This window comes from Serratia sp. TSO36 (assembly GCF_057808395.1).
In genome coordinates, this window is record NZ_JBJZOU010000009.1 from 247,288 (window position 1) to 261,176 (window position 13,889).

The 13,889-nt window shown below is 61.1% G+C and carries 13 protein-coding genes; 6 read left to right on the plus strand and 7 right to left on the minus strand.

Annotated features, from left to right (window positions below; translation table 11 throughout):
• The first annotated feature begins 40 nt into the window (after window positions 1-40).
• Together chiQ and ACK3CV_RS06500 are read left to right on the plus strand one after the other, a co-directional pair.
• The gene (gene chiQ, locus ACK3CV_RS06495; RefSeq protein WP_004939944.1) at window positions 41-367 is read left to right on the plus strand and encodes a ChiQ/YbfN family lipoprotein; all 327 of its coding nucleotides are present in this window, start codon (window positions 41-43) and stop codon (window positions 365-367) included.
• A gap of 13 nt (window positions 368-380) precedes the next feature.
• On the plus strand, window positions 381-3,038 hold the full coding sequence (locus tag ACK3CV_RS06500) for a beta-N-acetylhexosaminidase (RefSeq protein WP_164141131.1): 2,658 nt from the start codon (window positions 381-383) through the stop codon (window positions 3,036-3,038).
• A gap of 247 nt (window positions 3,039-3,285) precedes the next feature.
• On the opposite strand, the gene fur is transcribed toward ACK3CV_RS06500, so the two are convergent.
• The 4 genes from fur to ybfF form a co-directional block, all read right to left on the minus strand.
• The gene (fur, locus tag ACK3CV_RS06505) at window positions 3,286-3,732 is read right to left on the minus strand and encodes a ferric iron uptake transcriptional regulator (RefSeq protein ID WP_019454058.1); all 447 of its coding nucleotides are present in this window, start codon (window positions 3,730-3,732) and stop codon (window positions 3,286-3,288) included.
• 329 nt (window positions 3,733-4,061) lie between these two features.
• On the minus strand, window positions 4,062-4,601 hold the full coding sequence (fldA, locus tag ACK3CV_RS06510; protein ID WP_004939938.1) for a flavodoxin FldA: 540 nt from the start codon (window positions 4,599-4,601) through the stop codon (window positions 4,062-4,064).
• Between the two features lie 264 nt (window positions 4,602-4,865).
• Entirely contained in the window at window positions 4,866-5,153 is a 288-nt protein-coding gene (ybfE, locus tag ACK3CV_RS06515) for a LexA regulated protein (protein ID WP_004939936.1), read from the minus strand.
• Between the two features lie 256 nt (window positions 5,154-5,409).
• Window positions 5,410-6,183, minus strand: coding sequence for an esterase (gene ybfF / locus ACK3CV_RS06520; RefSeq protein WP_077791435.1), 774 nt, complete (start codon window positions 6,181-6,183; stop codon window positions 5,410-5,412).
• Between the two features lie 224 nt (window positions 6,184-6,407).
• On the opposite strand from ybfF, the gene seqA reads away from it, so the two are divergent.
• The 4 genes from seqA (at window position 6,408) to ACK3CV_RS06540 (ending at window position 9,802) form a co-directional block, all read left to right on the plus strand.
• On the plus strand, window positions 6,408-6,950 hold the full coding sequence (gene seqA / locus ACK3CV_RS06525; protein ID WP_033637454.1) for a replication initiation negative regulator SeqA: 543 nt from the start codon (window positions 6,408-6,410) through the stop codon (window positions 6,948-6,950).
• Window positions 6,951-7,026: 76 nt separating this feature from the next.
• Window positions 7,027-8,670 carry a phosphoglucomutase (alpha-D-glucose-1,6-bisphosphate-dependent) gene (gene pgm, locus ACK3CV_RS06530; RefSeq protein ID WP_033638690.1) on the plus strand — a complete coding sequence of 548 codons (1,644 nt, stop codon included), beginning with the start codon at window positions 7,027-7,029 and terminating at the stop codon, window positions 8,668-8,670.
• A gap of 191 nt (window positions 8,671-8,861) precedes the next feature.
• A complete protein-coding gene (locus tag ACK3CV_RS06535) occupies window positions 8,862-9,503 on the plus strand; it encodes a PadR family transcriptional regulator (RefSeq protein WP_060420297.1) in 642 nt (213 codons plus the stop codon).
• Window positions 9,503-9,802 carry a DUF3861 domain-containing protein gene (locus ACK3CV_RS06540; protein WP_033655173.1) on the plus strand — a complete coding sequence of 100 codons (300 nt, stop codon included), beginning with the start codon at window positions 9,503-9,505 and terminating at the stop codon, window positions 9,800-9,802. The genes ACK3CV_RS06535 and ACK3CV_RS06540 overlap by 1 nt, the downstream gene beginning before the upstream one ends.
• A 27-nt stretch (window positions 9,803-9,829) precedes the next feature.
• Here ACK3CV_RS06540 and kdpE read toward each other — a convergent pair whose 3' ends face one another.
• The 3 genes from kdpE to kdpC all read right to left on the minus strand — a co-directional run bounded on the left by kdpE (window position 9,830) and on the right by kdpC (window position 13,875).
• On the minus strand, window positions 9,830-10,519 hold the full coding sequence (kdpE, locus tag ACK3CV_RS06545) for a two-component system response regulator KdpE (protein ID WP_033637458.1): 690 nt from the start codon (window positions 10,517-10,519) through the stop codon (window positions 9,830-9,832).
• 16 nt (window positions 10,520-10,535) lie between these two features.
• Window positions 10,536-13,232 (minus strand): two-component system sensor histidine kinase KdpD, encoded by a 2,697-nt coding sequence (gene kdpD / locus ACK3CV_RS06550; RefSeq protein WP_033637459.1) that lies wholly within the window; start codon window positions 13,230-13,232, stop codon window positions 10,536-10,538.
• A gap of 73 nt (window positions 13,233-13,305) precedes the next feature.
• On the minus strand, window positions 13,306-13,875 hold the full coding sequence (gene kdpC, locus ACK3CV_RS06555) for a potassium-transporting ATPase subunit KdpC (RefSeq protein WP_033638691.1): 570 nt from the start codon (window positions 13,873-13,875) through the stop codon (window positions 13,306-13,308).
• Window positions 13,876-13,889 lie beyond the last annotated feature (14 nt).

Here is a 13,889-nt window from a genome sequence, read left to right on the forward strand (position 1 = left end):
CCCCGGCCTCGCCGCCGGGGGCAGTTAAGGGAATTCAACGATGAAAAAAATCATGCTGATGTTGGCGGCCGCCGCGGCCTTGAGCGCCTGTGCGCAACCCGCCGCGCCGCCGGAAGACGCCAAATTGAAGCAGGCTTACAGCGCCTGCATCAACACCGCCGAAGGTTCGCCGGAGCGTCTGCAGCCCTGCAAGGCGGTGCTGAACGTGCTGAAGCAAGAGAAGCAGCACCAGCAGTTCGCCGCGCAGGAAACGGTGCGGGTGATGGATTATCAGAACTGCATTATGGCGGTTCACAGCGGCAATGGTCAGGCTTACGACGCCAAGTGCGGCAAGCTGTGGCAAGAAATTCGCGATAACAATAATTAAGAAGGACAAGAACATGAACGCATTCAAACTGAGCGCATTAGCCGCTTTGACGGCAACGATGGGATTCCTGGGCGGCATGGGAAACGCCATGGCCGATCAACAACTGGTGGATCAACTGAGTCAGCTGAAGCTGAACGTAAAAATGCTGGATAACCGCGCCGGCGAAAACGGCGTGGATTGCGCGGCGCTGGGCGCCGACTGGGCTTCTTGCAACCGGGTGTTGTTCACCCTCAGCAACGACGGCCAGGCAATCGACGGCAAAGACTGGGTCATCTATTTCCACAGCCCGCGCCAGACCCTGCGGGTGGACAACGATCAGTTCAAGATAGCTCACCTCACCGGCGATCTGTACAAGCTGGAGCCGACCGCCAAATTCAGCGGTTTCCCGGCCGGTAAGGCGGTGGAAATTCCAGTGGTGGCCGAATACTGGCAGCTGTTCAGAAACGACTTCCTGCCGCGCTGGTATGCCACGTCCGGCGACGCCAAGCCGAAAATGCTGGCGAATACCGATACCGAAAATCTGGATCAGTTCGTGGCGCCGTTCACCGGCGACCAGTGGAAGCGCACCAAGGACGACAAAAACATTCTGATGACGCCGGCTTCGCGCTTTGTCAGCAATGCCGATCTGCAGACGCTGCCTGCCGGCGCGCTGCGCGGCCAGATCGTGCCGACGCCGATGCAGGTGAAAGTACACGCGCAGGACGCCGATCTGCGTAACGGCGTGGCACCGGATCTGAGCACGCTGGTCAAGCCGGCGGCGGACGCCGTCAACCAGCGCTTTGCGCTGCTGGGCGTGCCGGTTCAGGCCAACGGCTATCCGATCAAGACCGACATTCAGCCGGGCAAGTTTAAAGGCGCGATGGCGGTGTCAGGCGCCTATGAGTTGAAAATCGGCAAGAAAGAGGCGCGAGTGATCGGTTTCGATCAGGCCGGGGTGTTCTACGGGCTGCAGTCGATCCTGTCGTTAGTGCCGAGCGACGGCAGCGGCAAGATCGCCACGCTGGACGCCAGCGATGCGCCGCGCTTCGAGTATCGCGGCATTTTCCTCGACGTGGCGCGCAACTTCCATAAGAAGGACGCGGTGCTGCGCCTGCTGGATCAGATGGCGGCCTACAAGCTCAACAAATTCCACTTCCACCTGAGCGATGACGAAGGCTGGCGCATCGAGATCCCCGGTTTGCCTGAGCTGACGGACGTCGGCGGCCAGCGCTGCCACGATCTGAGCGAAACCACCTGCCTGCTGCCGCAGTACGGCCAGGGGCCGGACGTCTACGGCGGCTTCTTCAGCCGTCAGGACTATATCGACATCATCAAATACGCCCAGGCGCGCCAGATTGAAGTGATCCCGGAGATCGACATGCCGGCGCACGCCCGCGCCGCGGTGGTCTCGATGGAAGCGCGCTATAAAAAGCTGCATGCCGCCGGGAAAGAGCAGGAGGCCAACGAATTCCGCCTGGTGGATCCGACCGATACCTCCAACACCACCTCCGTGCAGTTCTTTAACCGCCAGAGCTACCTGAACCCGTGCCTGGACTCTTCCCAGCGCTTTGTCGACAAGGTGATCGGCGAGATCGCCCAGATGCATAAAGAAGCCGGCCAGCCGATCAAGACCTGGCACTTCGGCGGCGACGAAGCGAAAAACATTCGCCTGGGCGCCGGCTACACCGACAAGGCGAAACCGGAACCGGGCAAAGGCATCATCGATCAGAGCAACGAAGACAAGCCGTGGGCCAAGTCGCAGGTGTGCCAGACGATGATCAAAGAAGGCAAGGTGGCCGACATGGAGCACCTGCCGAGCTACTTCGGCCAAGAGGTCAGCAAGCTGGTGAAGGCGCACGGCATCGACAGAATGCAGGCCTGGCAGGACGGCCTGAAAGACGCCGAGAGCGCGAAGGCGTTCGCCACCTCGCGCGTGGGCGTCAACTTCTGGGATACCCTGTACTGGGGCGGTTTCGATAGCGTCAACGACTGGGCCAACAAAGGGTATGAAGTGGTGGTTTCCAACCCGGACTACGTCTATATGGACTTCCCTTATGAGGTGAACCCGGACGAGCGAGGTTACTACTGGGGCACCCGCTTCAGCGACGAGCGCAAGGTGTTCAGCTTCGCGCCGGACAACATGCCGCAGAACGCGGAAACCTCGGTCGACCGCGACGGCAACCCCTTCAGCGCCAAGAGCGACAAGCCGTGGCCGGGCGCCTACGGGCTGTCCGCTCAGCTGTGGAGCGAAACCCAGCGCACCGATCCGCAGATGGAATACATGATCTTCCCACGCGCGCTGTCGGTGGCGGAACGCGCCTGGTACCGCGCCGGTTGGGAGCAGGACTATCGCGCCGGCCGCGAATACAAAGGCGGGGAAACCCACTTTGTCGATACCAAGGCGCTGGAGAAAGACTGGCTGCGCTTCGCCAATATTCTGGGCCAGCGTGAACTGGCCAAGCTGGACAAAGGCGGCGTCGCTTACCGTCTGCCGGTGCCGGGCGCGCGCGTAGCGGGCGGCAAGCTGGAGGCGAATATCGCGCTGCCGGGATTGGGCATCGAGTATTCCACCGACGGCGGCAAGCAGTGGCAGCGCTATGACGCCAAGGCCAAACCGGCGGTTTCCGGTGACGTTCAGGTGCGTTCGGTCAGCCCGGACGGTAAACGCTACAGCCGTGCCGAGAAGGTTTAAGCCCAGTGCAACGGCCTGCTGCCCCGGCGGCAGGCCGTATAACGAAGGGGGAATGCATCTGCCTTCGCGCGTGTCGGCGCGGGGCGGACGTTGAAGTGAGAGTAGTACGTGGAGTCGCAGTGCCGCTGCAATTGTGATATTTCATGACATGATTTTCCCCGGCTTGTCCGGGGATTTTTTTGCCCGTTGCACGGCGGGCATAAAAAAACCGCCTCGGTGTGAGGCGGTTTTTCATAGCCGGTCAGGCTTATTTCTTGTCGTGCAGCGTTTCGTCTTCACGACAGTCACCGGTTTCGCAGTGGCCGTACAGGTACAGGCTGTGGTTGGTGAGCTTGATGCCGTGCTGCTTGGCGATATCACGCTGGCGAACTTCGATGGATTCGTCGCTGAATTCGATCACTTTGCCGCAGTCCAGGCAAATCAGGTGATCGTGGTGATGCTGTTGGGTCAGCTCGAACACGGACTTGCCGCCTTCGAAATTGTGACGTGTCACAATGCCCGCATCGTCAAACTGGTTCAGTACGCGATAAACCGTTGCCAGCCCGATCTCTTCGCCCATATCAATCAGTTTTTTGTACAAATCTTCCGCACTGACGTGATGGCATTCCGGATTTTGCAGTACTTCCAGGATTTTGAGTCGCGGAAGCGTGACTTTTAAGCCGGCCTTCTTCAGTGCGATGTTGTTGTCGGTCATGCGAATTCAGTCCTGTTACTATGCTAATCAAGTTGAGGCGTACTCGCCTGTGGCATCGGTCGGCACAAAGAGTTAATGCGTCTCATTATAGAACCGGTTGTACTAAATAGAAACCGCCGGTTGTTAACAAAGATATAATTGCACTATTGCATGTTTTGCATGCAACGCCTTGATGGATGGGATAAACCGATATCTCAGTCTACCGTGACGGGGTGGGAAGTTACAAATCTGTAGCTTCTATCGCAGCAATCCCTGCTGCCGATGACGGCCCTGTGGGCACACTATGCACTTTACAGGGCCTTTGTTCAACCTTTCGCCAGTGCCGGGGCTTAGCCGACGATATCGGCCAGGCTCAGCTCTTCGACGATCTGTTTGACCCAGGCGTCCACGCGCTCGTTGGTCAGCTCCGGCTGACGATCTTCGTCGATCGCCAGACCGATGAAGTGATTGTCGTCCGCCAGGCCTTTGGAGGCCTCGAAGTGGTAGCCTTTGGTCGGCCAGTGGCCCACGATGGCCGCGCCGCGCGGTTCGATGATGTCGCGGATGGTGCCCATCGCGTCACAGAAGTATTCCGCGTAGTCTTCCTGGTCGCCGCAGCCGAACAGCGCCACCAGTTTGCCGTTGAAGTCGACTTCTTCCAGCGTCGGGAAGAAATCATCCCAGTCACACTGCGCTTCACCGTAGTACCAGGTCGGGATACCCAGCAGCAGGATATCGAACCCTTCCAGGTCTTCTTTGCTGCTTTTAGCGATGTCATGCACTTCAGAGACGTCGTCGCCAAACTGTTTCTGGAGAATTTTCTGGATCATTTTGGCAATGTTTTCGGTATTGCCAGTGTCGCTGCCAAAGAAAATGCCTACAGTAGCCATATCGCGTATAACCTTTAAATTCAAGTAATTGCATTACTCGACGCCGGCACTGCCGCCGCTGACGCCGATTAAAATGATGCCATGGCAAGAGCCTTTCGCCTCCGGGGCGGGCGCCGACAGGCGCAGTCTCTAGCCGGTAAATGCGTATCATGCCAGAAAGTGGCGCCGGGGTTTTATCGCATTTATGCGATGCCGGAGAATGAAGAAAAGCGTGGTCGATCCGGCGTTGTCCTTAACGCCGCGCCGCGCGTGCGGCCGAAGAGATCAATGTTCCGGCTGTTCTTCCGCCAGTTGTGCCAACAGCATCTGCTCGATGAGTTCGCTGCGGCTGATGTTGCGCTGTTCCGCCAGTTTGTTCAGGGCGTCCACCGCATCCGCGTTGATTTTCAGCTCTACGCGCCGCAATCCACGCACTTTATCGCGCCGTAACTGATTGCGCTTATTGATTCTAAGCTGTTCATCGCGGGAGAGCGGGTTGGTTTTCGGGCGCCCCGGACGGCGTTCATCTGCGAACAGATCCAGCGTCGTGCGATCCGTTTGTTCTTTTGCCATAGGTAGCGGTACTGCAAGGGAGTTTGCATCAAAAAGCGCTCGCACGCTTCCGGAGGCATCGGTTAACACACTTCGGGCCAATAAACCCTAACCCAAATTCACCCCCGAACCGGCGTTCGCGAACGCGCTGGCGCGGCGGCAAAATTATAGCGCGCCATATTACCCCAGCAGATGGAGCGGCGACAATGCCTAACTGCGGGCTAAACGCGCTAAGCCGTTATCTTTAGCGCGTTTTTTCGCCAGGAAAGCGTGTTTTTCAGGCTTCGTCGAGGAAACGGTGGATGGCGCGCAGCACCGCTTCCGGTTTTTCGGCGTGCACCCAATGGCCGGTGCCGGCGACGACGTGCGCGCGAGCCTGCGGGAACTGGCGGGCGATGTCCGCACGATAGCTGTCCTGCACATACGGCGACAGGCCGCCGCGAATGAACAGGGTCGGGTGCGGCCAGGCCGGGACTTCCTGCCAGCCGGTGATGTCTTCGTAGCGTGCGATCAGCACCGGCAGGTTGAAGCGCCATTCGCCGTTGTGGAAGGACTTCAGCAGGAACTGGATCACGCCTTCTTCCTGCAGGTAGTCGCGCATCAGCTCGGCGGCCGCCTGGCGCTGGGTGATGCCGGCGGCGCTGACGGCCTTCAGCGCGGCGAAAATCTCGTCGTGGCGGCGGGTCTGGTAATTCACCGGCGCGACGTCGATAACGATCAGCCTGGCGACGCGCTCGGGCGCGATGGCGGTCAGCGCCATCGCCGCTTTGCCGCCCATCGAATGGCCGATGACGATCGCTTTCTCCAGCTGCAGTTCGTCGAGCAGCGCCAGCAGATCCTGCGCCATGGCGGGGTAGTTCATGTCGTCGGCGCGCGGGGAGAGGCCGTGATTGCGTAGATCTACCTTGATCACCGTGTGCTGTTTATGCAGATCGCGCGCCAGCACGCCCAGGTTGTCCAGATTGCCGAACAGCCCGTGGATCAGCAGCACCGGCAGCGCGTCTGACTCGGCGGCCAGCAGTTGATAATGTAATTTCATGGCGAAGTTCATACTGAGAGAGATTCAGATTAGGGTATCATGATTGAATCGCACGATGAATCATGCGGAATTTTCGCGGCGCGGGCTTGGCAGTGCCGGCTATAGGTATTAGTCTGCATTTGCCGTCCGGAGGCACATTGTTGTGTTCGCCCCAGCGCTTTTAACCTTATAATCCCATGGCTTGAATGCAGGATCTGGCTTCAGGTTCTAAGTAGAAAAAACAGTATTGGATAAAGATGAAAACTATTGAAGTCGACGAAGAGCTTTACCGTTATATTGCCAGCCACACGCAACACATCGGTGAAAGCGCGTCCGATATTTTACGCCGCATGTTGAAATTCACCGCCGGGCAGCCGGTGCGCGCGTTGCCTGCCGCCAGTGCCCCGCAGTCCGTCGAGCTGGAAAAAGCGGCGCCGGCGCAGCGTCCGCGCGATCGCGTGCGCGCCATGCGTGAGCTGCTGTTATCGGATGAATACGCCGAGCAGAACAAAGCGGTCAACCGTTTCATGCTGGTGCTGTCCACGCTGTACACCCTCGATGCCGCCGGTTTCGCCGCCGCCACCGAGGCGTTGACCGGCCGTACCCGCACCTATTTCGCCGGCGATCAGCAGACCCTGCTGGCCAACGGCACGCATACCAAGCCGAAGCATGTACCGGGCACCCCTTACTGGGTGATCACCAATACCAATACCGGCCGCAAACGCAGCATGATCGAACACATCATGCAGGCGATGCAGTTCCCGGCGGAACTGATCGAGAAAGTTTGCGGTACCGTCTAATTTAGCGAACAGCCCGTCATGCTGGCCGTGCGCGACGTATTGCCCGGTCACCGACAGGGATGAGGGAGATATGTCGATGGCGAATAATCCACGTGCCGGGCAGCCCGCCCGCCAAAGCGATCTGATCAACGTAGCCCAGCTGACGTCGCAGTACTATGTGCTGCAACCTGAAGCCGGCAATGCCGCACACGCGGTGAAGTTTGGCACCTCCGGCCACCGCGGCAGCGCGCAGCGCCACAGCTTCAACGAAGCGCACATCCTCGCCATCGCTCAGGCGATCGCCGAAGTTCGTCATCAGCAGGGCACCACCGGCCCGTGCTACGTGGGCAAAGATACCCATGCGCTGTCTGAGCCGGCCTTCATTTCCGTGCTGGAAGTGCTGACCGCCAACGGCGTCGATGTGATCGTGCAGGAAAATAACGGTTTCACGCCAACGCCGGCGGTATCGCACGCCATTCTGTGTCACAACCGCCGCGGCGGCGCGCAGGCCGACGGCATCGTCATTACGCCGTCCCACAACCCGCCGGAAGACGGCGGCATCAAATACAATCCGCCGAACGGCGGCCCGGCTGACACCAACCTGACGTCGGTGATCGAGAAGCGCGCCAACGAACTGCTGGCGCAGCAGCTGAAAGGCGTTCAGCGCCAGTCGCTGGACAAGGCCTGGAACAGCGGCCACCTGCACGCCAAAGACCTGGTGCAGCCTTATGTCGAAGGCCTGGTTGAGGTGGTCGACATGCCGGCCATTCAACGCGCCGGCCTGAAGCTGGGCGTGGATCCGCTCGGCGGCTCCGGCATCGCCTATTGGCAGCGCGTGGCGGAACACTACAAGCTGGATCTGACGCTGGTGAACGATTCCATCGATCAGACCTTCCGCTTTATGCACCTGGATCACGACGGCATCATCCGCATGGACTGCTCGTCCGAGTCGGCGATGGCTGGCCTGCTGGCGCTGCGCGACAAATTCGATCTGGCGTTCGCCAACGATCCGGATTACGACCGCCACGGCATTGTCACGCCGAAAGGCCTGATGAACCCGAACCACTATCTGGCGGTAGCCATCAACTACCTGTTCCAACATCGCCCGCAGTGGGGCGCCGATGTCGCAGTCGGTAAAACGCTGGTGTCCAGCGCGATGATCGACCGCGTGGTGGCCGACCTGGGCCGCAAGCTGGTGGAAGTGCCGGTCGGTTTCAAATGGTTTGTGGACGGCCTGTTCGACGGCAGCCTGGGCTTCGGCGGCGAAGAGAGCGCCGGGGCTTCGTTCCTGCGCTTCAACGGCCAGCCGTGGTCGACGGATAAAGACGGCATCATCATGTGCCTGCTGGCGGCTGAAATCACCGCGGTAACCGGTGAGAATCCGCAGCATCACTATGACGATCTGGCCAAGCGTTTCGGTGCGCCGAGCTATAACCGCATCCAGGCGCCGGCAACCCATGCGCAGAAAGCGGCGCTGTCCAAGCTGTCGCCGGAGATGGTCAAGGCCAGTACGCTGGGCGGGGATCCGATCACCGCACGTTTGACCGCGGCACCGGGTAACGGCGCCTCGATCGGCGGGCTGAAAGTGATGACCGACAACGGCTGGTTCGCGGCCCGTCCTTCCGGTACCGAAGAGGCTTACAAGATCTATTGCGAGAGCTTCCTCGGCGCGGAACACCGCGAGAAGATTGAGCATGAAGCGGTCGAAATCGTCAGCGAAGTGCTGGCTTCCGCCAAGTAATCACTTTCCCTGATTGATAAAAAGCGCTGTTTTTACAGCGCTTTTTTTATGTCTTCAATTTAGATATATCTTTTTATCGGTGCGCGCTTGCGAATTTAGATATATCGATCTAGATTAGCGTTATCGACGCTGTTTAGATATATCTAAACAACCTCGTATTGATGTTCACTGTTAAAGCGAGGTATCACCCTATGTTTCATCGATTAGGTTTACACCGGCATCACCATCACCATCATGAATGTGAAGAGGGCCGCCGTCATCGCGGCGGGCGCCATCATTTCGGCGGCGACGGCGAAGAGCACGGCCGGGGTGGGCGCGGCGGCCGGGGCGGACGTCATCGTCTGTTCGAACACGGCGATCTGCGCCTGGTGTTGCTGGCGCTGGTGGCGCGCAAGCCCAGCCACGGCTATGAGCTGATCAAGGCGATTGAGGAAGCCTCTTCCGGCCTGTACGTGCCGAGCCCGGGGGTGATTTACCCCACGCTGACGCTGCTGGAAGAGCAGGATTTCCTTGAGCCGCTCACCACCGGCAACGGCCGCAAAAGCTACCGCATCACCGCGGCGGGCGAGGGCGAGCTGCAAAAGCATCAACAGGCGGTTGACGTCATTCTGGCGCGCCTGGCGGGTGCCGGCCGCGAGCATCATCGGCACGGCAACCTGGCGGAAGGCATCTACGACGCCATGAACCGCCTGCGCAGCCTGCTGCGCGGCAACGTGATGCGCGCCGATCTTACGCCGCAGCAGGTGGAGCGCATCAACGCCGCGTTGCTGACCGCCGTGGCGGCGATCGAAAGCGAAATGCATATTCAACCCACGCAGCAGGAGAAGAACTGATGCCCGGCCACCGTTTTACTATTACCGTTGAAGCCCTGAGCGATCGCCAGGGCAATCCCGTCGAGAAAGCGCCGCTGAGTTTTGAAGTGACCAACCACGACGATATTCTCGAGATCGTCGAGCGCATCCGGGCGCGTGACGATCTGAACTTCGGCCCCGAGCAGAGCGCGGCCTTCGCCGTGGGGTTGAAGCTGTTCTCCGAAGTGATGATCGAAAACCGCAAACACCCGGTGTTCGCTCCGCTGCGCGATGCGTTTAAGGAATTTATGGTCGGATTGAAGAAAGGCCCGGCGGCGTAAAGGCGCGGCACACCGCGCCCGCCGGGGTTAAGGCATGAAGCGGTAGCCGACGCCGGTTTCGGTCAGCAGGTGTTTGGGCCGGGCCGGATCGGCTTCCAGCTTCTGCCGCAGATGGCCCATGTAGATGCGCAGGTAGTGGCTGTGCTCCACGTAGTTCGGCCCCCAGACGTGGCTCAACAGCTGACGTTGGGTGATCACCTTGCCGGCGTTGGCCAGCAGCTCCGCCAACAGGCGAAACTCGATCGGCGTCAGGTGCAAATCTTCGTCGTTGCGCAGCACCCGGCGATTCACCAGATCGACGGTGATCGCTGAAAAACTCACCAGCGGGCTTTCCTGCTGGCTGGCGGAGTGGCGGCGCAGTGCGACCCGCACCCGCGCCAGCAGCTCGCCGATGCCGAACGGCTTGCTGAGGTAGTCGTCGGCGCCGGCGTCCAGTGCGGCGATCTTGTCCTCCTCGGCGTTGCGTGCCGACAGCACGATCACTGGAATGGCGCTCCACTGCCGCAGATCGCGGATGTAGCTCAGCCCGTCGCCATCCGGCAACCCCAAATCAAGGATGATCAGATCCGGTTTGCGCGTGCCGGCTTCAATCAGCCCGCGCTGCAGCGTTTCACTTTCAAACACCCGCAGGCCTTCGCTCTCCAGCGCGGTGCGCACGAAGCGGCGGATCTCTTTTTCATCTTCAACAATCAGAATGTTGGTTGGCGTTATGCTCACGTTTCCCCTGCGTTGATTACAGATCGAAGGCGTCACCGTCGATCTCGGGCGGTTTTTCCAGCGGCAGCACGAAGCGGAAGCTGGCGCCGCCGTTGGCGCCGTTTTCCGCCCAGATGCGGCCATCATGCACTTCAATAATGGCACGGCAAATCGCTAACCCCAAGCCGACGCCGGGGATCGCCGACTCTTTATTGCCGCGTGAAAACTTGTCGAAAATCAGCTGCAGCTGATCGGCGGGGATGCCGGGGCCGTTATCCCAGACCTCGACTTCCAGCCACTCGGGCAGCGTGCGGGCGCGAATGCCGATGGTGGCCTCGGCGCCGGCGTATTTATTGGCGTTTTCCAACAGGTTGGTGAACACCCGTTCCAGCAGGCTGCCGTCGCAGTTGACCAGGATCTGTTCCGGCGGCAGCTCGACCACGATCGGATGCTGGCTGAGCAGCGGCTCCAGCATGTGCAGCGAGGCGCCGACGATCTCTTCCAGCGACTGCCACTCTTTCCGCAGGCTGAAACCGCCGGACTGGATGCGCGCCATATCCAGCAGGTTGTTCACCAGCCGGGTGGTGCTCAGTACCTGCTGGCGGATCTGGCTGGCCTGGGTGGCGTGATTGGAGCCTTCGGCCGCCAGGTCCAGCGTGAGGATTTCCGCCTGGCCGAACAGCACGGTCAGCGGCGTGCGCAGATCGTGCGACAGCGCCGCCAGCAGCGAGTTGCGCAGCTGTTCGCGCTCGGCGTCCAGCTTGGCTTCTTCGGCGCTGCGCGCCAGGTGCAGCCGCTCCAGTGCGCTGGCGATCAGCACCGCGAAGGTCTGCAGCAGCCGCTGCTGTTCCGGCACCATCAGCTGGCGCAGGTTGTTGGGCTCGATCGCCAGCAGGCCGAAGGTCTGCTTGGGGGTATTGAGCGGCAGCAGCTGGTAAGGCACGCCGGGCAGGGTGTCGGTGCCGGCACCTGCCGGCAGGCCTTTGTCGAAGCTCCAGCGCGCGATGGCTTCATCTACCGACAGCAGCCCGCCTTCCTCGCCGACCATCTGTTGCAGGCGGCCGTCTTCCTGCGGCAGCAGCAGCACGGTTTTCGCCTGGAAACTGCTGGAGAGGAAGTGACGGCTGGTGTTGGCGATGTCGGCCACGGTCAGCGCGCGGCTCAGCCCGCGTGACATTTCGTACAGGTGACGCGCCCGCTGCTCGCGGTAGCGCGCCACCCGGGCCTGATAACGCACCCCGGCGGTCAGGTTGCCGATGATGATGCCGACGGCGAGCATCACGCCGAAGGTCAGCAGATACTGCATATCGCTGACGGCGAACGACCATTCGGGCTGGACGAAGAACAGATCGAAGCTGGCGACGTTGATCACCGCCGCCAGCACCGACGGCCAGCGGCCGAAGAACAGCGCGACGATCGCCACGCCGAGCAGATAGATCATCACCAGGTTGGCCTGATCGAAGCCCGGCAGCAGCCACTGCGAGAGCAGGGTGATCAGCGCGCACAGCGCCACCGCCACCGCGCAGCCGCGCAGCTGCATGCGCCATTTCTCATTGAAGCTGCGGCCGTCGTGCTCCTTGCCCGGCGGCGGCTGCGCGGCGTCGTTTTCCAGCGCCACGATCACCAGATCGAGATCCGGGCCCAGCCGGCCGAGGCGATCGGCGAAGCTGCCGCGCAGCTTCCAGCGCTGTTCGCTGCGGCGGCCGATGATGATTTTGCCGAGGTTATGCTCGCGGGCGTAGCGCAGCACCGCGCGCTCTTCGGACGGATCGGCCAGGGTGGCGGTTTCTGCCCCCAGCTCCTGCGCCAGCCGCAGCGCGCGCAGAATGGCGCGGCGCTGGTTTTCCGGCAGCCGGTGCAGCTTGGGGGTTTCCACGTAGACCGCATGCCAGTGGCAGCCAAGCCGCGCCGCCAGCCGGGCGGCGATGCGCACCAGCTTTTCGTTGCCGCTGTTGTGGCCGACGCACAGCAGAATGCTGTCTCGGGTATGCCACACTTTCTCGCGCCCCTGGGTATCGCGAAACTCGCGCATCTGATCATCGACCCGATCGGCGGTGCGGCGCAGCGCCAGCTCGCGCAGGGCGATCAGGTTGCCTTTGCGAAAGAAGTGCTCGATGGCGCGCTCGGCCTGACCGGGAATATACACTTTGCCTTCGTGCAGCCGCCGGCGCAGATCGTCCGGCGGCAGATCGACCAGCACCACTTCGGCGGCTTCGTCAAACACGTGGTCGGGCACCGTTTCGCGCACCCGCACGCCGGTCACGCCGCCCACGACGTCGTTCAGGCTTTCCAGATGCTGCACGTTGACGGTAGTCAGCACGTCGATGCCGGCGTCCAGCAGCTCTTCCACATCCTGCCAGCGTTTGGGGTGGCGCGAACCCTGGGCGTTGCTGTGCGCCAGTTCGTCCATCAGCACCAGCGCCGGGTGGCGCGCCAGCGCGGCGTCGAGATCGAATTCATGCACCAGCCGGCCGCGATGCTGGATGCGTTTTTGCGGCAGCAGCGACAGGCCGTCGAGCAGGGCGGCGGTCTCGCTGCGGCCGTGGGTTTCCACCACGCCGACCAGCACGTCCAGCCCCTGAGCGCGCAAACGCTGGGCCTCCTGCAGCATGGCGTAGGTTTTGCCCACGCCGGCGCAGGCGCCGAAGAATACCTTCAACCGGCCGCGCGGCTTTTCATTGGCCAGCGCCAGCAGGCTATCGGGATCGGGGCGCTGCTGCTCTTCTTCGACCATGACAATTCCTTGTGTTACCAAGCAAAAAGGGGTTCGGCATGCCGAACCCTATCACTATGCTGAATACGGCGCGTTACTTCAACGCATCCAGCGCCAGGTTCAGCTTCAGCACGTTGACCACCGATTCCCCCATGAAGTTGGGCGTGGCCCGATCGGTGTTGTCTTCGATCAGTTTGGCGACCTGTTCCGGCGGCAGATGACGTGCCGCCGCGACCCGCGCCAGCTGATATTGCGCGGCGGCGATCGAGATCTGCGGATCCAACCCGCTGCCGGAGGCGGTCAGCAGATCGACCGGGATCGGGCCGCTCATTGCCGGGTTGGCCTGGCGCAGCTGCGCTGCGCGTTCGGCGATAGCCTTATCCAGCGCCGGGTTGGTGGCCGCCAGGTTGCTGCCGGCGGAGGCCTGTGGATTATAGGCCGAATCGCCGGTGGCCGACGGGCGGCCCCAGAAATAGTCGGCGCGCGTAAAGTTCTGGCCGATCAGCGCGGAGCCGACCGCCTTGTCGCCTTGGTACAGCAGCGAGCCGTTGGCCGCGGCCGGAAACAGCAGCTGCGCCAGCCCGGTGGTCAGCAGCGGATAGGCGATGCCGGTGATCAGCGTCAGCAAAATCAGCATCACCAGCGCAGGTCGTAAATAAGTCATGTTCATTTCCCTCA

Excerpts from the sequence above, each read along its gene's own strand:
- fldA (WP_004939938.1), bottom strand. The coding sequence starts at position 4,601 with ATGGCTACTGTAGGCATTTTCTTTGGCAGCGACACTGGCAATACCGAA.
- fur (WP_019454058.1), bottom strand. The coding sequence starts at position 3,732 with ATGACCGACAACAACATCGCACTGAAGAAGGCCGGCTTAAAAGTCACG.
- chiQ (WP_004939944.1), top strand. The coding sequence starts at position 41 with ATGAAAAAAATCATGCTGATGTTGGCGGCCGCCGCGGCCTTGAGCGCC.
- pgm (WP_033638690.1), top strand. The coding sequence starts at position 7,027 with ATGGCGAATAATCCACGTGCCGGGCAGCCCGCCCGCCAAAGCGATCTG.
- ybfF (WP_077791435.1), bottom strand. The coding sequence starts at position 6,183 with ATGAACTTCGCCATGAAATTACATTATCAACTGCTGGCCGCCGAGTCA.
- kdpD (WP_033637459.1), bottom strand. The coding sequence starts at position 13,232 with ATGGTCGAAGAAGAGCAGCAGCGCCCCGATCCCGATAGCCTGCTGGCG.
- ACK3CV_RS06535 (WP_060420297.1), top strand. The coding sequence starts at position 8,862 with ATGTTTCATCGATTAGGTTTACACCGGCATCACCATCACCATCATGAA.
- ybfE (WP_004939936.1), bottom strand. The coding sequence starts at position 5,153 with ATGGCAAAAGAACAAACGGATCGCACGACGCTGGATCTGTTCGCAGAT.
- seqA (WP_033637454.1), top strand. The coding sequence starts at position 6,408 with ATGAAAACTATTGAAGTCGACGAAGAGCTTTACCGTTATATTGCCAGC.
- kdpC (WP_033638691.1), bottom strand. The coding sequence starts at position 13,875 with ATGACTTATTTACGACCTGCGCTGGTGATGCTGATTTTGCTGACGCTG.
- ACK3CV_RS06540 (WP_033655173.1), top strand. The coding sequence starts at position 9,503 with ATGCCCGGCCACCGTTTTACTATTACCGTTGAAGCCCTGAGCGATCGC.
- ACK3CV_RS06500 (WP_164141131.1), top strand. The coding sequence starts at position 381 with ATGAACGCATTCAAACTGAGCGCATTAGCCGCTTTGACGGCAACGATG.